Source organism: Pseudomonas sp. dw_612 (assembly GCF_018449725.1).
In the GTDB taxonomy this organism is placed as follows: Bacteria; Pseudomonadota; Gammaproteobacteria; order Pseudomonadales; family Pseudomonadaceae; genus Aquipseudomonas.
In genome coordinates this window covers 60,851-85,814 of record NZ_JAAVVC010000013.1, presented here as the reverse complement: position 1 = coordinate 85,814, position 24,964 = coordinate 60,851, and the positions used below count along the sequence as shown (strand labels likewise).

The 24,964-nt window shown below is 59.5% G+C and carries 19 protein-coding genes and 1 pseudogene; 9 read left to right on the top strand and 11 right to left on the bottom strand.

Annotation, left to right across the window (positions count from 1 at the left end; genetic code table 11):
* Positions 1 to 103: 103 nt before the first annotated feature.
* The 6 genes from HB680_RS19925 to HB680_RS19900 all read left to right on the top strand — a co-directional run bounded on the left by HB680_RS19925 (position 104) and on the right by HB680_RS19900 (position 10,232).
* A complete protein-coding gene (locus HB680_RS19925) occupies positions 104 to 400 on the top strand; it encodes a pyrroloquinoline quinone biosynthesis protein PqqE (protein WP_213940235.1) in 297 nt (98 codons plus the stop codon).
* Positions 401 to 677: 277 nt separating this feature from the next.
* Complete coding sequence (locus HB680_RS19920) at positions 678 to 2,483, top strand: phenylacyl-CoA dehydrogenase (protein WP_123513098.1); 1,806 nt, start codon at positions 678 to 680, stop codon at positions 2,481 to 2,483.
* A gap of 227 nt (positions 2,484 to 2,710) precedes the next feature.
* Complete coding sequence (locus tag HB680_RS19915; RefSeq protein WP_213940234.1) at positions 2,711 to 4,819, top strand: cytochrome c peroxidase; 2,109 nt, start codon at positions 2,711 to 2,713, stop codon at positions 4,817 to 4,819.
* Positions 4,820 to 5,023: 204 nt separating this feature from the next.
* Complete coding sequence (locus HB680_RS19910) at positions 5,024 to 6,310, top strand: GGDEF domain-containing protein (RefSeq protein ID WP_213940233.1); 1,287 nt, start codon at positions 5,024 to 5,026, stop codon at positions 6,308 to 6,310.
* Positions 6,311 to 6,400: 90 nt separating this feature from the next.
* Entirely contained in the window at positions 6,401 to 8,197 is a 1,797-nt protein-coding gene (locus HB680_RS19905; RefSeq protein ID WP_213940232.1) for an acyl-CoA dehydrogenase C-terminal domain-containing protein, read from the top strand.
* Positions 8,198 to 8,453: 256 nt separating this feature from the next.
* Entirely contained in the window at positions 8,454 to 10,232 is a 1,779-nt protein-coding gene (locus HB680_RS19900; RefSeq protein ID WP_213940231.1) for an acyl-CoA dehydrogenase C-terminal domain-containing protein, read from the top strand.
* A gap of 227 nt (positions 10,233 to 10,459) precedes the next feature.
* Here the strand turns inward: HB680_RS19900 and HB680_RS19895 are convergent, their stop codons facing one another.
* Complete coding sequence (locus tag HB680_RS19895; protein WP_213940230.1) at positions 10,460 to 11,380, bottom strand: LysR family transcriptional regulator; 921 nt, start codon at positions 11,378 to 11,380, stop codon at positions 10,460 to 10,462.
* A gap of 169 nt (positions 11,381 to 11,549) precedes the next feature.
* Here HB680_RS19895 and HB680_RS19890 point away from each other — a divergent pair, with 169 nt between their 5' ends.
* The 3 genes and pseudogenes from HB680_RS19890 to HB680_RS19880 all read left to right on the top strand — a co-directional run bounded on the left by HB680_RS19890 (position 11,550) and on the right by HB680_RS19880 (position 13,607).
* Complete coding sequence (locus HB680_RS19890; RefSeq protein ID WP_213940229.1) at positions 11,550 to 12,833, top strand: aminotransferase class III-fold pyridoxal phosphate-dependent enzyme; 1,284 nt, start codon at positions 11,550 to 11,552, stop codon at positions 12,831 to 12,833.
* A gap of 212 nt (positions 12,834 to 13,045) precedes the next feature.
* Positions 13,046 to 13,365 (top strand): annotated as a pseudogene (locus HB680_RS19885) (DNA-binding transcriptional regulator).
* 83 nt (positions 13,366 to 13,448) lie between these two features.
* Positions 13,449 to 13,607, top strand: coding sequence for a YqaE/Pmp3 family membrane protein (locus tag HB680_RS19880; RefSeq protein ID WP_007904205.1), 159 nt, complete (start codon positions 13,449 to 13,451; stop codon positions 13,605 to 13,607).
* Between the two features lie 140 nt (positions 13,608 to 13,747).
* On the opposite strand, the gene HB680_RS19875 is transcribed toward HB680_RS19880, so the two are convergent.
* From HB680_RS19875 to HB680_RS19830, 10 genes are all read right to left on the bottom strand, one after another.
* Entirely contained in the window at positions 13,748 to 15,565 is a 1,818-nt protein-coding gene (locus HB680_RS19875; RefSeq protein ID WP_213940228.1) for a S9 family peptidase, read from the bottom strand.
* Positions 15,531 to 16,685 carry a pyrroloquinoline quinone biosynthesis protein PqqE gene (gene pqqE, locus HB680_RS19870; protein ID WP_213940227.1) on the bottom strand — a complete coding sequence of 385 codons (1,155 nt, stop codon included), beginning with the start codon at positions 16,683 to 16,685 and terminating at the stop codon, positions 15,531 to 15,533. The genes HB680_RS19875 and pqqE overlap by 35 nt, the downstream gene beginning before the upstream one ends.
* Positions 16,678 to 16,953 (bottom strand): pyrroloquinoline quinone biosynthesis peptide chaperone PqqD, encoded by a 276-nt coding sequence (pqqD, locus tag HB680_RS19865; protein WP_213940226.1) that lies wholly within the window; start codon positions 16,951 to 16,953, stop codon positions 16,678 to 16,680. The genes pqqE and pqqD overlap by 8 nt, the downstream gene beginning before the upstream one ends.
* On the bottom strand, positions 16,950 to 17,702 hold the full coding sequence (pqqC, locus tag HB680_RS19860) for a pyrroloquinoline-quinone synthase PqqC (RefSeq protein WP_054044160.1): 753 nt from the start codon (positions 17,700 to 17,702) through the stop codon (positions 16,950 to 16,952). The genes pqqD and pqqC overlap by 4 nt, the downstream gene beginning before the upstream one ends.
* Positions 17,703 to 17,831: 129 nt before the next feature.
* Positions 17,832 to 18,743, bottom strand: coding sequence for a pyrroloquinoline quinone biosynthesis protein PqqB (gene pqqB, locus HB680_RS19855; RefSeq protein ID WP_213940225.1), 912 nt, complete (start codon positions 18,741 to 18,743; stop codon positions 17,832 to 17,834).
* Positions 18,744 to 18,816: 73 nt separating this feature from the next.
* Entirely contained in the window at positions 18,817 to 18,891 is a 75-nt protein-coding gene (pqqA, locus tag HB680_RS19850) for a pyrroloquinoline quinone precursor peptide PqqA (protein ID WP_009045898.1), read from the bottom strand.
* A 157-nt stretch (positions 18,892 to 19,048) separates the two neighbouring features.
* The gene (gene pqqF / locus HB680_RS19845) at positions 19,049 to 21,481 is read right to left on the bottom strand and encodes a pyrroloquinoline quinone biosynthesis protein PqqF (RefSeq protein ID WP_213940224.1); all 2,433 of its coding nucleotides are present in this window, start codon (positions 21,479 to 21,481) and stop codon (positions 19,049 to 19,051) included.
* Between the two features lie 48 nt (positions 21,482 to 21,529).
* The gene (locus HB680_RS19840; RefSeq protein WP_213940223.1) at positions 21,530 to 22,324 is read right to left on the bottom strand and encodes a carbon-nitrogen hydrolase family protein; all 795 of its coding nucleotides are present in this window, start codon (positions 22,322 to 22,324) and stop codon (positions 21,530 to 21,532) included.
* 12 nt (positions 22,325 to 22,336) lie between these two features.
* Positions 22,337 to 24,019: an NAD(P)/FAD-dependent oxidoreductase gene (locus HB680_RS19835; protein ID WP_213940222.1), complete on the bottom strand. Its 1,683-nt coding sequence runs from the start codon at positions 24,017 to 24,019 to the stop codon at positions 22,337 to 22,339.
* 259 nt (positions 24,020 to 24,278) lie between these two features.
* Complete coding sequence (locus HB680_RS19830) at positions 24,279 to 24,740, bottom strand: Lrp/AsnC family transcriptional regulator (protein WP_213940221.1); 462 nt, start codon at positions 24,738 to 24,740, stop codon at positions 24,279 to 24,281.
* Between the last annotated feature and the right edge of the window lie 224 nt (positions 24,741 to 24,964).

The following is a 24,964-nucleotide window of genomic DNA, read 5'->3' as shown; positions in this document are numbered from 1 at the left end:
TGCCTATGACGCGGCACTGTGCCATTAGTGTTTTTGTCGGGTGTTTTGCTGGCGCGTCTGCTTCAATGGCCGCTGTTGATCCTTTATCAGGACGAGTTCTCCCATGGAAATCTCAGGAAGCACCGCTTTTTATGCCGGTCTGAGCACTATTCAGACAGGGCAGAACCGTGTCGATCAGGCCGCCGGCCAGATTGCCAACACCGTCATTGATCGTTCGGAGAAGAGCCAATCCTCCGAGGCCCAGGTCGATCGTCTGCGTTCTGTGGATCGCAGCCAACAATCGGACGTGGCCAGCAGCATGGTCGAGATGTCCCAGGGCAAGTTTCAGGTGGAATTGGGCGTGAAAGTCGCCAAGGCTTCCGATGAAATGCTCGGGACGTTGATTGATACCTACGCTTGATCGCTTGCTGAATCTGCTCCGCCGACGCCGCGAATCTTCGCGGCGTTTTTCTGCGTAAGTCCTTATCGCTCAACTAATCTTTCCTACATGTTCTGTTGCTTTGTCGACAGCGGTGCGCGGCTGCGTGGCCGTTATGTACGCGCGATGATGACGAACGGCAAAAGATCGGCGCTTGACAAGATTTGGGCGTAAACGTATGTTTCAAACAACTGTTTGACCGCCACAACAAATCAACGCGGTCGTTCATCCCCGGTTACATCAGCAGAGGTTTATCGCTATGCCTGACTACAAGGCCCCCTTGCGTGATATTCGCTTCGTTCGTGACGAACTGCTCGGCTACGAAGCGCACTATCAGAGCCTTCCGGCTTGTGCAGACGCAACTCCAGACATGGTTGACGCCATTCTCGAAGAAGGCGCCAAGTTTTGTGAGCAGGTACTGGCTCCGCTGAACCGCGTGGGTGACACCGAAGGCTGCACCTGGAGCGAGTCCGGCGTTAAGACCCCGACTGGCTTCAAAGAAGCCTACAAGCAATTCGTCGAAGGCGGCTGGCCAAGCCTGGCCCACGACGTAGAACACGGTGGCCAAGGCCTGCCGGAGTCTCTGGGTCTGGCGGTCAGCGAAATGGTTGGCGAGGCCAACTGGTCGTGGGGCATGTACCCAGGTCTGTCCCATGGCGCGATGAACACCATTTCCGAGCACGGTACGCCTGAGCAGCAAGAGGCTTACCTGACCAAACTGGTTTCCGGTGAATGGACCGGCACCATGTGCCTGACCGAACCGCACTGCGGCACCGATCTGGGCATGCTGCGCACCAAGGCCGAACCTCAGGCCGACGGTTCCTACAAAGTCTCCGGCACCAAGATCTTCATCTCGGCCGGTGAACACGACATGGCCGACAACATCGTCCACATCGTGCTGGCCCGTCTGCCGGATGCACCGGCTGGCACCAAAGGCATCTCGCTGTTTATCGTTCCGAAGTTCATGCCGAACGCAGACGGTTCGATCGGCGCTCGCAACGCCGTGACCTGCGGTTCCCTGGAACACAAAATGGGCATCCACGGTAACGCCACGTGCGTGATGAACTTCGACGGGGCCACCGGTTTCCTGATCGGCCCGGCGAACAAAGGCCTGAACTGCATGTTCACCTTTATGAACACCGCTCGCCTGGGCACCGCGCTGCAAGGTCTGGCTCACGCCGAGATCGGCTTCCAGGGCGGCCTGAAATACGCTCGCGATCGTCTGCAAATGCGCTCCCTGACTGGCCCGAAAGCGCCGGAAAAGGCCGCTGACCCGATCATCGTGCACCCGGACGTCCGTCGCATGCTGTTGACCATGAAGGCGTTCGCCGAAGGCAACCGCGCAATGGTTTACTTCACCGCCAAACAGGTCGACATCGTCAAGTACGGCGTGGACGAAGAAGAGAAGAAGAAAGCCGACGCACTGCTGGCCTTCATGACGCCGATCGCCAAAGCCTTCATGACTGAAGTGGGCTTCGAGTCCGCCAACCACGGCGTGCAAATCTACGGTGGCCACGGCTTCATCGCCGAGTGGGGCATGGAGCAGAACGTTCGCGACAGCCGCATTTCGATGCTGTACGAAGGCACCACCGGTATCCAGGCGCTCGACCTGCTGGGCCGTAAAGTGCTGATGACTCAAGGCGAGGCCCTGAAAGGCTTCACCAAGATCGTCCACAAGTTCTGCCAGACCAACGAAGGCAACGAAGCGGTCAAAGAGTTCGTCGAGCCATTGGCTGCGCTGAACAAAGAGTGGGGCGAACTGACCATGAAGGTCGGCATGGCCGCCATGAAAGATCGCGAAGAAGTCGGCGCGGCCTCCGTGGACTACCTGATGTACTCCGGTTACGCCTGCCTGGCCTACTTCTGGGCTGACATGGCGCGCCTGGCTGCCGAAAAACTGGCTGCCGGCACCACTGAAACGGCGTTCTACACCGCCAAACTGCAGACCGCGCGCTTCTACTTCCAGCGCATCCTGCCGCGTACTCGCACTCACGTTGTGACCATGCTGTCGGGCGCCAACAACCTGATGGACATGAAAGAAGAAGACTTCGCACTGGGGTACTAAGCCTTAGCGCAGCTCTTCAAAAAGCCGCTGTTCCTTCGGAGCAGCGGCTTTTTTTTGCCTTGAATTCGAGTCCCCATTGTTGGGGCCCATTTCCCGGCATTAATGCCCCGAAATACGCGCATTGATTGGCCAGCGCCCGGCAGGCCGGGCCTTTAACGTACTGGCAGATTAATTGCAAAACCGCTGACAACCTCAAATTGAGTCGACAATATCGTCAGGGTGAGCGCATGAATATCGTCCGAATAGTTGGTTTGGCCTGCCTGTTCGTGCTGCCCGTCCATGGCGCTCTTGCTGCCACGGCGCCAGAGATTGATGTTCCCGCCCCTGAGATCCCCACCCTGCAATCACTGCGCGGCATGACGCCGCCCGACCCGTCGGGAACCGAAGGCGGGCGCAAGGTCGATTTGATGACCGACTACGTGCTTAACCGCTCGGCGGCGATTCTGCTGGGCAAGGCGCTGTTCTGGGACATGGAGATCGGCAGCGATGGCTCGACCGCTTGCGCGTCCTGCCACTTTCACGCTGGGGTCGATCACCGGATCACCAATCAGATCAACCCTGGCCAGGCGAACACCAATGCGAATGTGGCGTCGATCTTCAACAAGCCGTTTGTAGCGTCCGATATCCCCGGCGATGTGGCGTCTTACGCCACCAAGTCCGGGGGCAAGGGCGGCCCGAACTACACGCTGAAGAAAACCGACTTCCCGACCCATGTGCTCGCCGATCCACTGGATCGCAATTCGCCGATTCTCTATTCCACCGACGATGTGATCGGCTCCCAAGGCGTGTTCGACGCCAACTTCGTCAAGCCGCATCAGCCGCGTTTCGACAGGTGCACGCAACAACCGGACGGAATCTTCCAGGTCGGCGGCATCAATGTCCGGCGCAGCACCGGGCGCAATGCGCCGACGGTGATCAACGCCGCTTTCAACGTGCGAAATTTCTGGGATGGGCGTGCGAACAACGTGTTCAACGGCTTCTCACCGTTCGGTAATCGCGATCCGGATGCCGGGATTTTCGTCACCAGTGATCGCAGCGGTGTGGCGACCAAAGTGCGACTGGCACTCAAGGACGCTTCCGCAGCCTCGCAAGCCGTGGGGCCTCCCGGCAGTCCGGTTGAAATGTCCTGCGGCGGGCGCACCTTTGCGGACATCGGCCGGCGCATGCTCGACACGCTGATGCTCAAGCAGCAACGGATTTCCTCGACCGATTCGGTGCTGGCCCCGGTGTCCGGTGCGCGCCGGCCGACCTACCGTGAACTGATCAAGGCTGCGTTCCAGCCGCGTCTGTGGAATGCCACGCAGCAGGTGTTGTTGGGCGATGCGCCGTACACCCAGATGGAGGCCAACTTCCCGCTGTTCTTCGGGCTGGCGATTCAGATGTATGAATCGACCCTGATCTCGGACAAGGCGCCGCTGGACGCCTACTTGCAGGGGGATCATCAAGCCATGAATGCCCAGCAGGTCGAGGGCATGAACCTGTTCCTCGGCAAGGGCAAATGCATCAGTTGCCACGGCGGCGCGGAACTGACCAACGCCGGCAGCCGCTTGCTGTTCCATCCCCGTGAGCGCATCGAACGCATGTTGATGGCCGACAACCTCACCACGCTCTATGACAACGGCTTCTACAACACCGGTGTGCGTCCGACGTCGGAAGACCTGGCACTCGGCGGCTCGGACGGGTGGGGCAATCCTTTGTCCTTCACCCGTGAGTACAACACCCTACTGCAGGGCGGCAATGTGCCTGACCCGCTGGATGTCGATGTCTGCACCTTCGAAACGCCACTGAGTGCAGCGCTGCCCTGTGACGCAACGCTCAAACCCAATGTCGGTTTTCGCGATGCCGTCGATGGCGCGTTCAAGACGCCGACGCTGCGCAATATCGCGCTGACCGGGCCGTATTTTCACAACGGTAGCCGGGCGACGCTGAAGCAGGTCATGGAGTTCTATAACCGCGGTGGCGACAGGCGCGGTGAAGATGCGAGCAACACCAGCGGCTTCGAACATCCGTCGGCGAATCAGCACAACGCCTCGAACCTCGATCCGGACATGACCTCGCTGAACCTGACCTCCGATGAAATCGATGCGCTGGTGAAATTCATGGAAGTCGGGCTGACCGATCCACGTGTCGCCTGGGAACAGGCACCGTTCGATCATCCGTCGCTGGTCATTCCGCAGGGGCATGTGGGTGATGAGAACGCGGTGACGGCAAGGCCCGTCAGTCCGAAGATCACAACCCGGCAGGCGCTCGATGCCCCGATTGCGCTCAAACCGATCGGCGCAGAGGGTCGAAGCCTCAGTGAAGGGCCGCTGCAGGCGTTCTATAACGATCTTTGAACCAGCCAAGTTCTTGTGGCGAGGGAGCAAGCTCCCTTGCCACAGGTTTTCCTTCAATTAAAAAACCTCGATAACCCCCTCAGAAAGTCAGCATTTCTGCCGTTAAAGAGACGTTCACGTGATCTGCATCACATTTCGTGTGCTTAATCGTGTGCATTGCAGGCACAATGCCATCAATTGCTATGCCGGGTCGGAGCTTTACCCTTGCCGCGTTCTTCCGCTGTACGTTTCAGTCACTTTTTGCCCTCATTACTGCTATTGCTCGCTGGGCTTTCGGCTGCGTACATCAAGGATCTCAACGTCTTTTTCACCTCGCTGTTCAACGTGCTGCCAACGTTGGTGCTGTTGCTCGGCGGTGCTTACTGCGCGGTTTACCGACGGCAGCGCGAGCTGTTTCTGATGGTCACGGTGTACACGGCCTACTTCCTGCTCGACACCCAGACCGACTATTACCGCGACAACGGCAAGGTTCGCGAAGACGCGGCGGTGGTTTTCCACCTCTGTTGCCTGCTACTGCCGTTGTTGTTCGGCCTATTCGCGGCGTGGCAGGAACGCACCCACCTGTTCCAGGACATGGTGGCGCGTTTCGCCGTGCTGCTGGCGTTCGGCAGTGTGGCGCTGGGTCTTGAGCAAAGTTACCCACAGGCGCTGCTGATGTGGCTGTCGGAGATCCGCTGGCCGGCGTTGCACGGCGCGTGGATGAGCCTGATTCAATTGTCCTACCCGGTGTTCATCGCCTCGTTCCTGCTGCTGGCCTGGCAATACTGGCGCAACCCGAGGCCTCTGCACGCCGCGCAACTGGTGGGTTTGCTGGGGTTGTTCTGGATGCTGCCGAAAACCTTCATCCTGCCGTTCACCCTGAACATCATGTGCAGCCAGGTGATGCTGATGATTGCCGCGGCGGTCGCCCACGAAGCCTATCAAATGGCTTTCCGCGACGAACTCACCGGTCTGCCGGGGCGTCGGGCCTTGAACGAACGCATGCAGCGGCTGGGGCGCAATTACGTGCTGGCCATGAGCGACGTCGATCACTTCAAGAAATTCAACGACACCCACGGTCACGATGTCGGCGATCAGGTGCTGCGGCTGGTCGCCAGCAAACTGTCGAAAATCAGCGGCGGCGGTAGGGCGTATCGCTACGGGGGTGAGGAATTCGCCCTGGTGTTTGCAGGCAAGACGCTTGAAGAGTGCATGCCACACCTGGAAGTCATCCGCGAGTCGATTGCGTCCTACAGCATTCAATTGCGTAACCCGGATCGCCCTCAAGACGACCAGCAGGGCCGCCAGCGCCGAGCCGGTTCCGGTGCTTCCAGCGTCTCGGTCACGGTCAGCATCGGCGTCGCTGAACGCCTGGAACAGCGCACACCCGAACAGGTGCTCAAGTCCGCCGACGAGGCGCTCTACAGCGCCAAGGGTGCCGGGCGCAACTGCGTGGTCGCGTTCGGGCAAAGCCGTCGCGGCGCAGTGCGCATGGACGGCGCTGCGGGTTGAGTGATGACGGCGCATTCAGCGTCTGGACTGTGATTGTGAGGCGGGGGGCGCGGCAGTAGGTTTGAGGCATCTGCTGCCGGAGAAACGACCATGCCTGAGTACAAAGCTCCCCTGCGCGACATGCGCTTCCTGATCGACCACGTCTTCGACTTTCACAGCAACTACGCCGCGCTGGGCGCCGCCGATGCCAGCCCGGACATGGTCAATGCGATCCTGGAAGAAGGCGCGAAATTCTGTGAGAACGTGCTCTCACCGCTGAATCGCAGCGGTGACGAAGAGGGCTGCCATTTCGACAATGGCGTGGTGACAACGCCTACAGGGTTCAAGCAAGCCTTCGCACAATACGTGGAGGGTGGCTGGCATGGCCTGGCGGCTGATCCGGTGTATGGCGGCCAGGGCTTGCCCCTCTCGCTGGGGTTGGTCATCAGCGAGATGATCGCTTCCAGCAACACGTCCTGGGGCATGTACCCCGGCCTGACCCACGGTGCGATGTCGGCGATCCACGCCCACGGCACCGAAGCGCAAAAACAGACGTACCTGAGCAAACTCACCGCCGGCCAATGGACCGGTACCATGTGCCTGACCGAAGCCCATTGCGGCACCGACCTGGGCATCATCAAGACTCGCGCCGTGCCCCAGTCCGACGGCAGTTACGCGATCTCCGGCAGCAAAATTTTCATCTCTGCCGGCGAACACGACATGAGCGACAACATCATTCATCTGGTGTTGGCCAAACTGCCGGATGCACCGGCCGGGACCAAAGGCATTTCGCTGTTTATCGTGCCTAAATTCCTGCCCGATGCCGAAGGTGAAGCGGGCGAGCGCAATGGCGTTTCCTGCGGCTCCATCGAACACAAAATGGGCATCAAGGCATCGGCGACCTGCGTGCTCAACTTTGATGCGGCCAAGGGCTTCCTGATCGGCGAAGCGAACAAGGGCCTGAATTGCATGTTCACCATGATGAACCACGCGCGCCTGGGCACTGGCATGCAGGGTTTGTGTCTGGGTGAGGCGAGCTTCCAGGGCGCGATCAAATACGCCAACGATCGTTTGCAAATGCGTTCACTGACCGGCCCCAAAGCCCCGGAAAAAGTCGCCGATCCAATCATCGTGCACCCGGACGTGCGCCGGATGTTGCTGACAATGAAGGCCTTCAACGAAGGCAATCGGGCGCTGACCTATTTCACCGCGCAGTTGCTGGATGTCGCGCATCTGAGCGCGGATGCAACGGCGCGCCAGGAGGCTGAAGACTTGCTGGCGTTCCTGACGCCGATCTGCAAAGCGTTCATGACCGACACCGGCCTGGAAGTGACCAACCACGGTATGCAGGTCTTTGGCGGCCACGGTTTCATTCGCGAGTGGGGCATGGAACAGTTGGTTCGCGATTGCCGGATTGCGCCGATCTACGAGGGCACTAACGGCATTCAGGCGCTGGATCTGTTGGGGCGCAAAGTCCTCGGCAGCCAGGGCAAGCTGTTGCGTGGTTTTACCAAAATCGTCCACAAGTTTTGCGCTGCCAATTCCGAGCATCCGCAACTGGGCAGCTTCGTGGCGCAGCTCAATGGCTTGAATCAGCAGTGGGGCGAGGTGACCACAAAAATCGGCATGGCCGCGATGAAAAACCCGGATGAAGTCGGCGCCGCGTCTGTGGATTATTTGATGTACAGCGGTTACATCATCCTCGGCTATCTATGGCTGCGCATGGCGCTGGTGGCTCAGGCGCAGCTCGACGAGGGAAGCGGCGATGCCGATTATTGCCAGGGCAAACTGGCGACCTGCGAGTTCTATTTCAAGCGTTTGCTGCCACGCACCGCCGCTCATCGGGCGGCGATCGAGGCGGGGAGTGATTGCTTGATGAAGTTGCCGGCGGGGTTGTTTGCGCTTTGACGAGCACGTTTTAGAAGCATCGCGGGCAAGCCTTGCTCCTACACTCTTATGGCGTTCGCGCAACTTGCGTACGCCGAGGACCTGTAGGAGCAAGGCTTGCCCGCGATTACGTTTTGGCAGAATCATGACTGGTGACTAAACATTACAAATCAGTCATGAGCTGACCCTATGTGTCGTAAAAGTTGTTGGGTTACACTCGAACCCAACGAAAACACCATTCCTACGAATCACCCGTTTAGATCTTGCGAGGTTTGCCATGGCTGACTACAAAGCGCCCCTGCGCGATATGCGCTTCGTCCTCAATGAAGTTTTCGAGGTCGCCAAACTCTGGGCCGAGCTGCCGGCGCTGGCGGATACCGTTGATGCCGAAACCGTCGAAGCCATTCTCGAAGAAGCCGGCAAGGTCACCAGCAAAAGCATCGCGCCCCTGAGCCGTGCGGCTGACGAAGAAGGGTGCCATTGGACGGACGGTGCCGTCACCACGCCGGCAGGTTTCCCACAGGCTTACCAGACTTACGCTGAAGGCGGTTGGGTCGGCGTCGGTGGCGATCCGGCCTACGGCGGCATGGGCATGCCCAAGGCGGTTTCGGCCCAAGTCGAAGAAATGGTCAACTCCGCCAGCCTGTCGTTTGGCCTGTATCCGATGCTGACCGCTGGCGCTTGCCTGTCGATCAACGCCCACGCCAGCGATGAACTGAAAGCTGCGTACCTGCCGAACATGTACGCCGGCGTCTGGGCCGGCTCCATGTGCCTGACCGAACCGCACGCCGGTACAGATCTGGGGATCATCCGCACCAAGGCCGAACCTCAGGCCGACGGTTCCTACAAAGTCAGCGGCACCAAAATCTTCATCACCGGCGGTGAACACGACCTGACCGAGAACATCATCCACCTGGTGCTGGCCAAACTGCCGGACGCACCGGCGGGGCCGAAAGGCATTTCGCTGTTCCTGGTGCCTAAGTTCATGGTCAATGCCGACGGCAGCCTGGGCGCACGTAACCCGGCGAATTGCGGTTCGATCGAACACAAAATGGGCATCCAGGCGTCCGCGACCTGCGTGATGAACTTCGACGAAGCGCTGGGTTACCTGGTCGGCGAGCCGAACAAAGGCCTGGCGGCGATGTTCACCATGATGAACTACGAGCGTCTGGGTGTGGGTATCCAGGGCCTGGCCACCGGCGAGCGCTCGTACCAGAACGCTGTCGAATACGCTCGCGATCGTCTGCAAAGCCGTTCGCCGACTGGCGCGCAGAACAAGGATAAAGTCGCGGACCCGATCATCGTCCACCCGGACGTGCGTCGCATGTTGCTGACCATGAAAGCTTCGAACGAAGGCGGCCGTGCCTTCTCGACGTACGTGGCCATGCAGCTGGACACCGCCAAGTTCAGCGAAGACCCGACCACCCGCAAACGCGCCGAAGACCTGGTGGCGCTGCTGACCCCGGTGGCCAAGGCGTTCCTGACCGATCTGGGCCTGGAAACCACTGTCCATGGCCAGCAAGTGTTCGGCGGTCACGGTTACATTCGTGAGTGGGGCCAGGAACAACTGGTGCGTGACGTGCGCATCACCCAGATTTATGAAGGCACCAACGGCATTCAGGCCTTGGACCTTGTAGGACGCAAGATCGTGGGCAGCGGCGGGGCGTTCTACAACCTGTTCGCCGACGAGATTCGTCACTTCACCGCAACGGCCAGCGCTGACCTGGCAGAGTTCACCAAGCCGTTGAACGACGCGGTGACTACCCTTGATGAGCTGACTTCGTGGCTGTTGGACCGGGCGAAAAACAACCCGAATGAAATCGGCGCGGCCTCGGTCGAATATCTGCAAGTGTTCGGATACGTTTCCTACGCTTACATGTGGGCATTGATGGCCAAGGCAGCCTTTGGCAAAGAAGCGCAGGACGAGTTCTACGCGAGCAAACTCGGCACGGCGCGGTTCTATTTCGCCCGTCTGCTGCCGCGAATTCACTCGCTGAGCGCGTCGGTGAAGGCCGGCAGCGAATCGCTGTTCCTGCTGGACGCATCGCAGTTCTGACCTTGTAACGTCATGTAAGCATTCTCTTACATGACGTGCTGCTGTTTTCCCATATGCGCGGATTGGATCCAGAGCTAATCTACTTCACATGGACGTCGCGCAGGAAGCGCAAAGCAACAACACGGACACGTAGGATTCTGCCAGGACGGCGGAGTGAAATGGATGTCAGGGAAACAGTCTGCAAAGCCCCGCTTCGGCGGGGTTTTCTTTGTCCGACCGAAAAGTGCTCAGGTTATTGTTGCCGGGCTTTTCAAGCGATCATCAGGCCCGTTCAGTACTTCTTCCAGCAATGTCTGCAACAAGGCCAGCGAGGCTTGCTGCCGTTGCACATCTCGACACACCAACCCGACTTTCAGCGGCACGCGCGGCTCGGTCAGGGGTTTCCACAGCAGTTCATGGTTGCCATGGGCCTTTTGCGAGCGCCCCGGCAAGACCGTGGCCAACCGGGTGTGGGGCAAACTGTCGAGAATCCCCGCCATATTGTTCAGTTCGGCTTGCACCTGCGGTCGCCGTCCCAGGCTGGCCAGTTGCGTTTGCCAGATCTGTCGCAGTTGGAATTCTTCACCCAACAGCAGCATCGGCAATTCCGCAGCCTGACTCATGGAGACTTTCTTGAATTCCCGCAACGGATGATCCGCCGGGATGACAAGCGTCAGTTCATCTTCGTACAGCATCACGCCATGCAGCCCCGGCTGACGGGGTGGCAGGTAGCTGATGCCGATGTCCAGCGAACCGTTGAGCAAGCGCCGTTCGATCTCCAGGCCGGTCAGCTCATAGATCTGCACCACCAAGTGCGGCTGCGCCTTGCGCACCCGTTCGAGCATCTGCGGCACCAGGCTGGTGTGCACCGTCTGCAACACGCCAATCGCCAACGTGCGTAAGGCCTGCCCTTTGAAATTGCCCAACGCTTCTCGTGCCCGTTGCAGGCCGTCGAGCAGCGGCAGCGCGTGGTTGTACAAGGTGTGAGCCGCCAAGGTGGGTAGCAGGCGTTTGCTGCTGCGCTCGAACAGGCTCACATCGAGGTTCTGTTCGAGGTGACGGATCTGCTGCGACAGCGCCGGTTGCGAGATGGAAAGTCGTTCGGCGGCCCGGCCCACATGGCCCTCTTCGTACACCGCGACGAAATAACGCAGTTGCTTGAAATCCATAAGTAACACTTATCGAAAATGCTGTGAAATCGAAATGGCTCAGCGCCGTGCCTGAGCCTAGTCTAACCGCATTCACAAGGCTTACAGGGCCGGAAAGCGCGATGAGTACCGTTTACCTGGTTGGTGTTTACATAGGAAACACAAAAAACCTCAAACGAGGTTTTTTGTGATGAATCTGTTTAGTTTGCGGCGCAATCCACCCAGTCTTGATGACTTGGTGATGGACGCTTCATTGCCGGTTCGCAGTGACAATCTTTCCAGTGAGTGCCTGATGCCCAGTGTCGAGCGGCCACAACAGATTTTTGTCCGAGGCCAGGGTTCATGGTTGTGGGACAGCGATGACCGCGCGTATCTGGATTTTTCACAGGGGGGCGGGGCCAATAGCCTGGGGCATAGCCCTTCAGTGCTGGTCAACGCGATCTCGGATCAGGCCCGGGCACTGATCAACCCCGGTTTTGGATTGCATAACCGCGGCATGCTCAACCTCGCTGAACGCCTTTGCGCGACTACCGGCAGCGATCAGGCCTACCTGCTCAACAGCGGCAGTGAAGCCTGTGACGCGGCGATCAAACTGGCTCGCAAATGGGGCCAACTGCATCGTCACGGGGCTTCGCGGATCATTGTGGCCAACAAGGGTTGCCATGGTCGTAGTCTCGGGACGATTTCGGCGTCGGACAGTTCGACGCTGACCAACCGATTCGAGCCGCAGTTGCCGGGTTTCAGCCACGTCCCATTCAATGACCTTCCGGCGTTGCACGCGGCCGTGGACGCCCGCACCGTGGCGATCATGCTCGAACCGATCCAGAGCGAAGCCGGGGTGATCCCGGCCGACGAGCATTACCTCAAGGGCGTCGAGCGCTTGTGTCGCGAGCTGGGCATCCTGCTGATCCTCGACGAAGTCCAAACCGGGATCGGTCGCTGCGGCACCTTGCTCGCGGAACAATCCTACGGCGTGCGGGCCGATATCGTCGTGCTCGGCAAAGGCCTGGGCGGCGGCGTGCCGCTGGCAGCTCTGCTGGCCCGGGGCAAGGCGTGCTGCTTCGACCTCGGCGAAATGACCGGCACTCATCACGGCAATGCACTGACGACCGCTGCTGGCCTGGCCGTTCTCGATAGCGTGCAAGACAAAGGCTTTCTCGATCATGTGCAGCAAATCGGTCACTACCTGGGCGAAGGCCTGGGGCGTCTGGCCCATCGCTACGCTCACGGCGAATTGCGCGGGCAAGGGCTGCTCTGGGGGCTGACCCTGTCCGAAAATTCAGCGGACGCGGTCGTCAAAGCCGCACTCCACGAAGGCTTGCTGCTCAACGCCCCGCAACCCGGCTGCCTGCGCTTCACCCCGGCCCTCTCCGTCAGCAAAGCCAACATCGACGAGATGCTGCTGCGCTTGGCCCGCGCATTTTCCCGGGTACGCACCGCGCAACTGCAATGCCGCAAAGGGATTGCCGTCTAATCAGAGCTGTCCTACACGAATTCCCGAACCGTCTCGCGGTAATAACGCATCGCCCCATGCCTGATTCTTTTGGTGTGGGGCGTTTTTTTGTCTCTGCGTTTTGCCAGAGGCCATTTGGTGCTTGAGCGATGGCTGGATCGATGGCTTTTTAGAGGGCGCCAGAATGGAAGTCCAGCGCTTGCTGCAGATGAAGTAATTTGTGGAGATATCTAATGAATAAAAAATACAAAAGTGAAGTGTCGGAATCGATACACGAATCAGCCAGTGCCTTATTCGCCATTGGTGCAATCAGCAAGGCAACGATGCGCGAATTCGATGAGTCTTGCTGGCGAAAGTGCCGGACGCAATCCCGGCGAAACAGATCAAGGCGCTTCGCGAGAGCAACAACGTCAGCCAACCGGTATTCGCGCGTTATCTGAACACCAGCGCGTCGACAGTCAAGCAATGGGAGGCGGGTGATAAGCAGCCTAGCGGCATGGCGCTGAAGTTGCTGAGCATCGTTCAGAAATACGGACTTGAGATACTGGCTTGAAGAACTGCACTGAACCCTGACGAACGGCGCAGGTCGATTGGTTGTGTGGCTCGTGCGAGCCAACATCAATCAGGAGCTGACCCATGGACTTTATTCGAATCATCATTGCCATTCTGTTGCCGCCCCTGGGTGTGTTTCTGCAAGTCGGTTTTGCCGGGGCGTTCTGGCTGAATATTCTGCTGACGTTGTGCGGTTACATTCCGGGGATCGTGCATGCGGTGTATATCATTGCCAAGCGCTGAGGCTCGCGGCGTCAGGTAAAACGCTTTCGCGGGCAAGCCTCGCTCCCACAGGTTTTATGCCGTGCCACACATCGGCTTAACGACATCAATCCTGTAGGAGCGAGGCTTGCGCGCGAAGGACGCGCCACGGTTTCAATCAGCTATTCCATCACCCGCCGATAAAACAACCACTCCTGCTCCAGCGCATGGGCCTGATTGCCCGCCTTGCGAAACCCATGACGCTCGTCCGCGTAATAGTGGGCCTCGACCAGAATGCCGTTGTCCTCCAGCGCCGTGACCATGTCGCGGGTTTGCTGCGGCACCACCACGGCATCCAGCTCGCCCTGAAAGAAAATCACCGGCACCGAGATATTGCTCGCGTGCAGCAAGGGCGTGCGTGCGGCGTAGCGTTCGGCATCCTGCTCGGGATCGCCGATCAACCAATCCAGATAGTCGCCTTCAAATTTGTGCGTTGCCCTGGCCAAGGCAACCGGATCGCTGACGCCATACAGGCTGGCCCCGGCGCGGAAGACCTTGTGAAAGGCCAATGCGCAAAGGGTCGTGTAGCCGCCGGCGCTGCCGCCGCGAATGAACGCCTTGTCGCCGTCGATCAGTCCGCGTTCCGCGAGATATGCGACCACGGCACAGGCGTCTTCCACATCCACATCGCCCCAACTCAAGTGCAGCGCCTGGCGATAAGCCCGGCCGTAGCCGCTGCTGCCGCGATAGTTGAGGTCGGCCACGGCGAAACCTCGTTGCGTCCAATACTGGATGCGCGGGTCGAGCATCGGGTAACAGGCCGAGGTCGGGCCACCATGGATGAACACCACCAGCGGCGGTTTCGCTTCACCGGTCATTGCCGGGTAGAAGAAGCCATGGGCCTCCCCTGAACCGCTCGGGTAGCGCAGGGTTTGCGGGCGGCTGATTTGCTCGGCGGGCAGCGGTGCGATGCCGCCGGCCAGGACCTTGACCTGTCGCGTGTCGCGCTCAATGGCAATCACCGCCGAGGAAGTAACCGGCGAGGAGGCGATGCAATAAATGAACTGATCATCCAGTGCGAGACTTCGGAAACGGCTGTAGTCCCCAGTGAAATCCACAGGGGTGTCGCCGCAAAGACCCAGTCGGCCAAACCCACCTTCGGTCCAGCTCGCCAGATAACGATCTTCGCCAAGCGGTAACCACGTGCTGCCACCGAGTTGCCACGGCGCCGGGCCATGATCAGCGGCAGCGCTGGCCAGCGGCCTCAAGCCTTCGGCGGATTCCACCCGGGGTTGCCAAAAGCCGCCGCGATCCGTCAGACAAAACAAGCGGCCACTGTCATCGAAACGAGGTTGTTGCAGCGATTCTTGAACCCCATCACCCGCCACACAACGGGGTTTGCCAAAACCACCCTCGTTTTGGCGTTCCGCAACCATCAAACGGGTCGCGGTCCACGGCTGATCCGGTCGGCTCCACTCGATCCAGGCCAGGCGTCGGGCGTCCGGACTCAGGGTCGGTGCCGCATAGAAATCCGCGCCTTCAGCCAGTAAATGACGCGCGCCGCTTGCCAGGTCAATGGCTACCAACCGATGTTGATCATGGTTTTCTTCAACCGCCAACACCTGGCCATTGGCAAACTGTAGATCGCCATAACGGAAGCCACTCGACGTCAGCACTTCAGGCGTCTCGCCCTTCAAGGACTGCCGATACAGCTGCTGATCCGCCTCGTTGACGAAAACTATCCCGTCATCCGTCAGACAAAACGCTCCACCGCCGTATTCGTACACGCGGCTGCGCACACTGAACCCCGCTGGCGTCAGGCACGTGGCCTGACCGTCATGCCAATGCCAGATTCGGCAGGCAGCGTCCTCGGGGCGGTATTCGTTCCAGAACAAACCATGGCGGCCGACTAGCAGCTCGGCGAAGTCGACGCCGGCCGCGACAGCCTTGATGGCGCTGAAGGGTTCAGCTTTTGGCGATGAGGCGTGAGTTTCGTTCATTGCGAAAGGCCAGTTGTTCGATGGTTTGAGTCGCGTGTTCGGCTTCTTCGCGGGCCTGGAGAATCACGCCGTGATGTTCTGATTTGCTGCACACCGGGTCGGCATTGCTGGCATCTCCCGTGAGCATGAAGGCTTGGCAGCGACAGCCGCCGAAGTCCTTTTCTTTCTCATCGCACGAGCGGCATGGTTCGGGCATCCAGTCGTAACCGCGAAAGCGGTTGAAGCCGAACGAGTCGTACCAGATGTGCTGCATGCTGTGGTCGCGCACGTTGGGAAATTGCACCGGCATCTGTCGGGCGCCGTGACACGGCAGCGCGGTTCCGTCCGGCGTGACTGTCAGAAAAATACTGCCCCAGCCATTCATGCAGGCTTTCGGACGTTCTTCGTAGTAGTCCGGGGTGACGAAAATCAACTTGCACGGATGCCCTTCGGCTTCCAGTTTGGCGCGGTATTCGTTGGTGATGCGTTCGGCGCGGACCAGTTGTTCCTTGGTCGGCAACAAACCGACACGATTGAGCTGCGCCCAGCCGTAGAACTGGCAAGTGGCGAGCTCAACGAAGTCCGCTTCCAGGGCGATACACAGCTCGATAATGCGGTCGATCTTGTCGATGTTGTGTCGATGAGTGACGAAGTTCAGCACCATCGGATAGCCGTGGGCTTTCACTGCGCGAGCCATTTCCAGCTTCTGCGCGAAGGCTTTTTTCGAGCCGGCCAAGAGGTTGTTCACCTGCTCATCGCTGGCCTGGAAACTGATCTGGATATGGTCCAGACCGGCCTTCTTGAAATCGCTGATTTTCTGTTCGGTCAGACCGATGCCGGAGGTGATCAGGTTGGTGTAGAAACCCAGCTTGCGCGCCTCGGCAATCAGCTCAGCGAGGTCCTGGCGCACCAGCGGTTCGCCACCGGAGAAACCCAGCTGCGCCGCGCCCATCTCCCGCGCTTCGCGGAACACCTTGATCCACTGCTCGGTGCTGAGTTCCTTGCCTTGCTCGGCGAAATCCAGCGGATTGGAGCAGTACGGGCATTGCAGCGGGCAGCGATAGGTCAGCTCGGCCAGCAGCCACAGCGGCAGGCCGATTTCCGGTTTGGGCGGTAACGTGTCCGACGCGGAATCAGGCAAGTTCGATCCAGTGCTGAGCACGGGCAACCTCCATGAATTGCTCGATGTCTTCACCGAGCTCCGGCACGCCGGGGAATTGCGCATCGAGTGCGGCGATGATCGCGGCCACGTCACGCTCGCCATCGATCAAGCCGCCGATCAGCGCGGCGCTTTCATTCAGTTTGATCATGCCTTCCGGGTACAGCAGCACGTGGCCTTTTTGCGCCGGTTCGTATTGGAAACGGTAGCCGGTACGCCAGGTTGGGGTCTTGCTGCGATCGAAACTCATAAGGTGATTCCTTTATGCCAGACCCGTTGCTCGGTCACGCTGTGATACGGCGGGCGATTCAACTCATAGGCCATGGTCATGGCATCGAGCATGCTCCAAAGAATGTCCAGTTTGAACTGGAGAATTTCCAGCATGCGCTCCTGGCCTTCCCGCGTCGTGTAGTGCTGCAAGGTGATCGCCAGACCGTGCTCGACATCGCGCCGCGCCTGACCCAGGCGTGTGCGGAAATACTCGTAGCCGGTCGGGTCGATCCACGGGTAATGCTGCGGCCAACTGTCGAGGCGCGATTGGTGGATCTGCGGTGCGAACAGCTCGGTCAGCGAGCTGCTGGCGGCTTCCTGCCAACTGGCCCGACGGGCGAAATTGACGTAGGCGTCCACGGCGAAACGCACGCCGGGCAGCACCAGTTCCTGGGAGCGCAGTTGATCCGGGTCGAGGCCGACGGCTTGGCCCAGACGCAGCCAGGCTTCGATACCGCCGTCTTCGCCGGGGGCGCCGTCATGGTCCAGCAAGCGCTGAATCCATTCGCGGCGGATCTCGCGGTCCGGGCAGTTGGCCAGGATCGCGGCGTCCTTCAGGGGGATGTTCACCTGATAGTAGAAGCGGTTGGCGACCCAGCCCTGGATCTGCTCGCGGGTCGCCCGACCTTCGTACATCGCCACGTGATACGGGTGGTAGATGTGGTAATAGGCGCCCTTGGCGCGCAGGGCGGCTTCGAACTCGGTGGGGGACATTGCGGTGTCAGTCATTTCGGTTCTCCGGGTACGACCGGTTAATTCTTTGGTGTCTGATCTGACGCCTTCGCGGGCAAGCCTCGCTCCTACAGGTTTGTCGCTCTCCCCTGTAGGAGCAAGGCTTGCCCGCGAAGGGGCCATTGGCTACAACACAATACCCATGCCGTCATACGCCACTTCAACCCCACGCCGATCCAACTCCGCCCGCTCCGGCGAATTCTCATCAAGAATCGGGTTGGTGTTGTTGATGTGGATAAGCACTTTGCGCTGCTGGGGCAGTTGTTCCAGCACTTCCAGCATGCCGCCGGGGCCGTTCTGCGCCAGGTGACCCATTTCCCGACCCGTGCGGGTGCCGACGCCACGGCGCTGCATTTCGTCGTCATCCCACATCGTGCCGTCCACCAGCAGGCAATCGCTACCCGCCATGATCTCCAGCAGCGGCGCGTCGACCTTGCCCAAGCCCGGTGCGTAAAACAGCTTTCCGCCGGTGCTCAGGTCTTCGACGATCAGACCGATGTTGTCGCCCGGGTGCGGGTCGAAGCGGTGCGGGGAGTAGGGCGGCGCGGCGCTACGCAGGGGCAGCGGGGTGAAGCGCAGGTTCGGGCAGGCCGGGACGGTGAAGTTCTGGTCGAGTTCGATGCGATTCCAGTTCAGCCCGCCGTTCCAGTGGGTCAGCATGGTGAACAGCGGAAAACCGGTGCTCAGGTCTTCATGGACCATGTCGGTGCACCAGACCTGATGCGGGCAACCTTCGCGCAGGCTGAGCAGGCCGGTGGTGTGGTCGATCTGGCTGTCCATCAGGATAATCGCGCTGATCCCGGTATCCCGCAGGGCCCGGCCCGGTTGCATCGGGGTAAAATTCTGGAGCTGGGCGCGGATGTCCGGTGAAGCATTGCACAGCACCCAGTTCACGCCGTCATCGGAAATCGCGATGGACGATTGGGTCCGCGCCTTGGCATTCAGGCTGCCGTCGCGAAAGCCCGCGCAGTTCACGCAGTTGCAATTCCACTGCGGGAAACCACCGCCGGCGGCGGAACCTAGAATCTGGACAAACATGGTCGCTCCATCATTTTGAACGCTGAAAATAAAAACGCCCCGGCGGACCGAGGCGCTGTGCTGCAAGACAAACTTAGCGGCTTGCGAAGTACATGGTGACTTCAAAGCCGATACGCAGGTCGGTGTAAGCAGGTTTGGACCAGGACATAAGAGTGCTCCTTTCAGGTGGATGAAACGGTTGAGACCTATACATATAGTCCACCTCCAGCCGGAGATGTTCAGATAGTTAGGTGGCTATGTTACTCAAAATTACAGAGCCGTCGCCCGTGAAACTTTGAGAAAGCTAATTGCAGCGTCGGTAATGATCATTTTGCCGCTTGCCACGGCGGCCCCAGGCAAGCATCGCTGGCCAGACAGCGCCAGCCACCTTCGGCGTTGTTCAGGCGTTGCGCGGCGGCGAGCAGTGCTTGTCGGTCAATCTTTAAAATGGTTTCAGGGAGTTGCGACAGGTAATCCGACGAGTGGCCTGCGAGCTTTGCCTGCCAGAGCAGTTCGACGGCTTGGATGTTGGGCAGGGCTTGGGTGTCGAATTGATCGGCGAGGGCTTGGCGTTGCGCCAGGTAAGTCGTTTCATCGACGCCTAGAATCAGCCCACTCAGTCCGTTCAGGAAGCGTTTGATGTGTTCCAGCACATCCACGGCGGCAACGTTCGGTGATTGCACACCAAACAGCAGACCTGCCTGGCCGTTTATCTGGCGTGGTCCGCTGAACACCGCATAACCCAGTTGAAGCTCGACCCGCAGGCGCTGGTAGAACGGTGTCTGCAAGAGATGTGCGAGCAGCCGCCATGCGGCGTCTTCAGAGATTTCCTGGGTGGCTGTAGGACAGAACAGCAGCAGTGCGTGTTCGCTGGAATCGGCGTCGACGGCGTGCCACAGATACTGGGCGTTGATCGAGGGCGGTGGTGTCAGTTGATTGTCCGCAACGCCGGGGATATGACTCAAGGCAACGCCCATGGCCGCTTGTGTCTGGGCGGACAGGCCGATTGCCAGGCCATCCCAACGGGCGCTCGACCAGAGTGGTTGCAGGTCGGCTGAAACGGCGGAGTTTTCGAGACAGCGCTCTGGCAGCGCTTTGAGCAACTGGCGAATCGGCATCAACGCAGGGCTTGTCGGTTCTGCTTGTGGGAAATCAGCATCAAGTTTTGTCAGAGCGGTCAGCGCGTGCTCGAGGACGGCTGGCATCGGCTCTTGCAGGCCGGTCATTTTCAGCAGCCATTCATTGCCTGTTGCGCTGAAGGAAAAATCCACACCGGCCTGGCGAGCATCTTCGCGCAATGGCTGGAGGTGGTTTTCCAGACTCGCCTGAAGGCGGCTATCCGGCGTCGAGTCCAGGCGCCAGCGCAGATAAAGGGCACCTTCATCAGTGTTGCCCGGCAACGCGGTGCTGAATTGCATCGGCGAGCGTTCACGACGACCGCGCGAGCGATCCTGGGCAAACGTGCGCAGGCCACGGTGGGCGCTGGTCTGGCCACGGATCAGTCCGGCATTGGCGACGGGTACTTCTGAGCGCAAAAATGGATTGGGCGCCGGGAGTTGCCATTGGCCGCTGAAGTTATCCACAGCGCCGATTTGTTTCAGGATTTCCTTGAGGGCCGCGATGCCTTGTTCGGATAGCGCGGTTTCACGTTGTTCACTGTCCCGTTGAACCCGCTGCAAAGCGCCGCTGACTTGCTGCTGGCGTTGCAGCAGGGCTGCGTACTCTTCGCGTAATGCGCTCCAGTTTTGCTGGGAGGCAAAGAACCCGAGCCAATCCATCAGTTGTCCACGAATGGTTGTTGGCGGCACATTGGCGAACAATTTGAACTCGATGTGCAGCACGGCTTGCCCAGCGAACTGATACAGCGGCGCAGCTTTCAGGCTGTCTGCCAAACCGCGTTTTTGCAGCTCATCCGACAAACCACCGGGTTTCGCGGCGTTCAACCAATGGCACAGGAACGCCATTGCTTCAGATGAAGACTCGGGTAGCGCTTCGAACGTGAACAGTAGATCCAGCCGCTGTTTGCCGACCTGTTGATAACTGTAGTGGGAAGAATCCATTAAAGCTGTGGGCATGGCCTGAGGGACTTTTTCAGCGATGGCGATAGCGGCGGAAAACGCCTCAGCCATCGTCCTGAGTTCATCAATCGTTTGCGGACCCACGAGGCTCAAGGTCATCTGCCCGGTCTGATAAAACCGCTGATAAAAGTCTTTCAACGCTTGCTGAAATTCAGGCTGTGGCACCGGCAGGCTGTCGCGATTGCCAGCGTGGAATCCCCTTAGCGGGTGCGCCTCGGACAGCCCGTCGAACAACGCGAGTTGTTGCTGAGCTGTCGCATCCTGAGACCAGGCTACAAACTCTGCCTGCAACACTTCCCGTTCCCGCAACTGATCGTCCAGATTCATACGCGGGTGAGCGAGCATGTCTGACAGACGTTCCAGTCCACCGGCAAAGGTCTGAGGCGGCAGCTCAAAAAAGAAGTCGGTGGTGCGCTCGCTGGTGCGTGCATTCACCTGCCCGCCATGACGCTGGACGTAGGCCATCAGCCCTTGGCCGGACGGAAAACGTTCGGTGCCGAGAAACAGCAGATGCTCAAGAAAATGCGCGAGTCCGGGCCACGCCAGAGGCACGTCATGACTGCCGGCAGCCACTCGCAACGCCGCAGCATTGCGCTTCAAATCGGGGGCATGACGCAGCGTCACCCGCAGGCCGTTGGCCAGGGTTTCGGTGAGAGGGCGGGGGAGATTCAGCGCAGGCATGAGCACTTCCAGTACAGAGAAGCGCTAATGCTAGCGGATAACGGGGACTCAGCGCTTGTTCAGCGCGCCATACAACTCAGGCCGACGATCAAGCAGGTAGCGATTAGCCGCGCGGGAATCGACCATTAACTGCCGGTCCAACTCACCGACAATCAGTGCTTCATCCAGGCCAGCCTGGGCGATGCGGCTGCCGTCCGGCGCGGCGATGCTGCTTTGGCCACAGTACTGGATATCGCCTTCCTGGCCGCAATAGTTGGCGTAAGCCACATAACACTGGTTTTCGAAAGCGCGGGCGCGGACGGTGACGTCGGCGACAAAGTCGAAAGGAATCATGTTCGCGGTCGGCACCAGGATCAGCTCGGCGCCGGCCAGGGCCAGGCGTCGGGCGTTTTCCGGGAATTCCATGTCGTAGCAGATCAGGAAACCAAGCTTCCAGCCATTGAGCTCAACCAGCGGGAAATCATCGCCGCCAGCGCTGAACATCGAGTGATCAAGGTCTCCGAACAGATGAGTCTTGCGGTAGTTGCACAGGCGTTCGCCATTCGCGTCGATCAACTGCACCGAGTTGTAGATCTGGCCGTCTTCGGTGCGCTCGGGGTAGCCATACAGAATGGCTATCCCGGTGGTCTTGGCAATGCGCGCAATCTGTTGCGCCGATTCACCGTTGTGCACCTCGGCGAGGACGCTGACTGCATCGACGCCGATGTTGTAGCCGGTCAGGAACATCTCCGGCACCACCAGCAAGTCCGCACCTTTGGCCTCCAGCGCCAGTTGATGCAGGCGCTGCAGATTGCCGGCGACGTCCAGGGGCAGCGGTGGACATTGGTAAAGGGCTACGCGCATTTCGGATTCCTCTTACTCGGGCAGGGCGATCGGACCGATCTCGTTGAACACATCTCCTGGACCCGGGTTCTCGTCGTGAGTTTCACCGCCGAAGTGTTTCATGATGCCCCAAACCGCATTGAGCGAGGTCTGTACCGCGCCTTCAACCCAGGCCGGCGTCCATGAAACGTCGTCGCCGGCGATGAAAATCCCGCGTTGTTCGGCGGGCATGTCGTCCTGCATGAAGTGCGCGTACATGCGCTGGTTGTAGCGGTAGTGGCCGGGCAGGGCGCCTTTGAAGGCACCGAGGAAATGCGGGTCGGCTTCCCAGGACACGGTGATCGGGTCGCCAATGATCCGCGCGGCGATATCGACTTTCGGGTAGATTTTCTTCAACGCATCCAGCGCCAGCTTCACGCGTTTTTCCACCGGGTGCGGCAGCATTTTCAACGCGTCGCTCATCCACGAATACGACAGGCAAATCACACCTGGCTTGTCGTCACCGTTGTCGAACAGGTAAGTGCCACGGGTCAGGCGATCGGTGAGGGTCATGCTCATCAGGTCGCGGCCGGTTTCCGGATCTTTGTCTTTCCAGAACGGCCGGTCGACCATCACAAAGGTTTTCGACGATTGCATGTAACGGGTGCGGTCGAGGGCCATCCACATCTTTTGCGAGAACAGGGTTTCGTCGCATTCGATCTGGGTGGTCAGCAACCAGCTCTGGCAGGTGGTCAGTACGGCGGCGTATTCGCGGGTGTCGCCGTTGTTGTCGGTGACCGCAAAGCGGCCGTCAGCGGCGTGGGCGATTTTTTTAACCCCGGAGCGCGGCGCGCCTCGGTGCAAAGACTTGAGACTGGTGCCTTCGGGCCAGTGCACGCAGCGTTCTGGCACATGGCGCCAGATGCCTTGCGGGACTTGTTCGACGCCACCGACGACCAGATGCTGGTGATCGTCGCAGTTGGTCATCACCACCCGGAAGATTTCCAGCATCGAGTTCGGGAAGTCCGAATCCCAGCCGCCGGTGCCGAAGCCGACCTGACCGAACACTTCGCGGTGATGGAACGAGAGTTTGGCGAAGGCTTTGGACGTCGCGACGAAGTCGTAGAAAGTGCGGTCATCCCACAGCGGAACCAGGGTGTTCCACAATTCTTTGAGGCGCGGCACGTCTCGGTCACGGATCGCTTGTTGGATATCGGCGAATTGCGAACCGGCTTCCAATGCATCCGCCCAGGCGTCAGCCACTTCCTGGAACAGTGCAGGAAGGTCCGCCAGTTTCTGTGCGTAATGGGTTTTGCCTTCGATGTCGATCACCGTGCTGCCCGACGCGGGCGTCAGCGGGTTCGGAAAAGGCTTGGTCTGCAGGCCGAGTTTGTCGACGTAGTGATAGAACGCGGTAGACGATACCGGGAAGCGCATCCCGCCCAATTCGGCGACGATGCCATCGGTCCCGTTGAATGCCTGGGAGCGCAGACGACCGCCCATCTTCGAGGCTTCGTAGACGACGGGTTTAAGGCCCAGCTTCATCAACTCGTAGGCCGCCACCAAACCGGCGATGCCCGCGCCGACGATCGCCACTTCGGCACCGTGGTTGTGCTCAGGAATGCTGCCGAGGCCAGCCGGGTGTTCGATCCAGTCGTCGAAGGCGAAAGGAAAGTCCGGGCCAAAAATGGTGATTGGTTTCTTACCGTCTGCAGGATGGCGATTGTTCTTGTTCATGGCTGACCTTGCTGGCGACCCGACGCGGGATGCGCGTCTGAGTATAGGAAAAGATGGCAGCCATTCTAGAGAGCGTAGAACACGTTAATAAGACGCAATGTGTCGTCGTTTTGCCGGTTTATTGATCGATATGACGATCTACTGCTACACACTGCTCATTGTGGGAGCGGGCTTGCTCGCGAAAGCGGTGGGTCAGCCAACTGCAATGGTGACTGATGCATCCTCTTCGCGAGCAAGCCCGCTCCCACATGGGCAGTGTCTAGACCGGGTGTCCCCGGTCAATCTTGCTGCTCAAGATGATCGAAGTAGTGGTTTTCTCCACGCCATCCACGCTGCCAATCTGATCCAGCAACTGATCCAGCTGCTCCGGCGAGTCAGTCCGCAACCACGCCACATAATCAAATTCGCCACTCACCGCACACAACTGCTGAACCTGAGCCATCGCACTCAGCCGTCGCAACACCTCTTTGCCAGAGCGCGGCTGCACCGTGATCCCGACATACGCCTGCAACCCACCATCCACCACGCGCTGCCCGAGGCGCACACCGTAACCGGTAATCACCTTGGCCTTTTCCAGTCGCGACAACCGCGAGGTCACCGTGGTGCGCGCAATGCCCAACTGCCGCGCGAGCATGGCCACGCTTTCGCGGGCGTTGATTTGCAAGGCCGCGATCAGTTGGCGGTCAATTTCGTCCAGAGTGGGTGGGCGGGTGTCGGGCAAGGGGCGTCTCCGGCGGCATGCATGAATGGGGCAGCATGTTACAGACACATCCTCAACAGCGCTCGTAGCGGTTGGAGGGAAATCCTTAGGCGGTCTACCTGGCTCTATACGACTTGCCGAAAGCAGAGAGCAGTGCAGATATGAGTAGGCCGGGCGATTCTCCAGACTTAACAGCCGCCGAGGCTGATGGGCAAGATCGGATTTATCCTGTTGAGCGGTAAGGT

Coding starts and splice junctions, on each gene's coding strand:
- HB680_RS19925 (WP_213940235.1), top strand. CDS start 104: ATGGAAATCTCAGGAAGCACCGCTTTTTATGCCGGTCTGAGCACTATT.
- HB680_RS19920 (WP_123513098.1), top strand. CDS start 678: ATGCCTGACTACAAGGCCCCCTTGCGTGATATTCGCTTCGTTCGTGAC.
- HB680_RS19915 (WP_213940234.1), top strand. CDS start 2,711: ATGAATATCGTCCGAATAGTTGGTTTGGCCTGCCTGTTCGTGCTGCCC.
- HB680_RS19905 (WP_213940232.1), top strand. CDS start 6,401: ATGCCTGAGTACAAAGCTCCCCTGCGCGACATGCGCTTCCTGATCGAC.
- HB680_RS19900 (WP_213940231.1), top strand. CDS start 8,454: ATGGCTGACTACAAAGCGCCCCTGCGCGATATGCGCTTCGTCCTCAAT.
- HB680_RS19895 (WP_213940230.1), bottom strand. CDS start 11,380: ATGGATTTCAAGCAACTGCGTTATTTCGTCGCGGTGTACGAAGAGGGC.
- HB680_RS19890 (WP_213940229.1), top strand. CDS start 11,550: ATGAATCTGTTTAGTTTGCGGCGCAATCCACCCAGTCTTGATGACTTG.
- HB680_RS19880 (WP_007904205.1), top strand. CDS start 13,449: ATGGACTTTATTCGAATCATCATTGCCATTCTGTTGCCGCCCCTGGGT.
- HB680_RS19875 (WP_213940228.1), bottom strand. CDS start 15,565: ATGAACGAAACTCACGCCTCATCGCCAAAAGCTGAACCCTTCAGCGCC.
- pqqD (WP_213940226.1), bottom strand. CDS start 16,953: ATGAGTTTCGATCGCAGCAAGACCCCAACCTGGCGTACCGGCTACCGT.
- pqqC (WP_054044160.1), bottom strand. CDS start 17,702: ATGACTGACACCGCAATGTCCCCCACCGAGTTCGAAGCCGCCCTGCGC.
- pqqB (WP_213940225.1), bottom strand. CDS start 18,743: ATGTTTGTCCAGATTCTAGGTTCCGCCGCCGGCGGTGGTTTCCCGCAG.
- pqqF (WP_213940224.1), bottom strand. CDS start 21,481: ATGCCTGCGCTGAATCTCCCCCGCCCTCTCACCGAAACCCTGGCCAAC.
- HB680_RS19840 (WP_213940223.1), bottom strand. CDS start 22,324: ATGCGCGTAGCCCTTTACCAATGTCCACCGCTGCCCCTGGACGTCGCC.
- HB680_RS19835 (WP_213940222.1), bottom strand. CDS start 24,019: ATGAACAAGAACAATCGCCATCCTGCAGACGGTAAGAAACCAATCACC.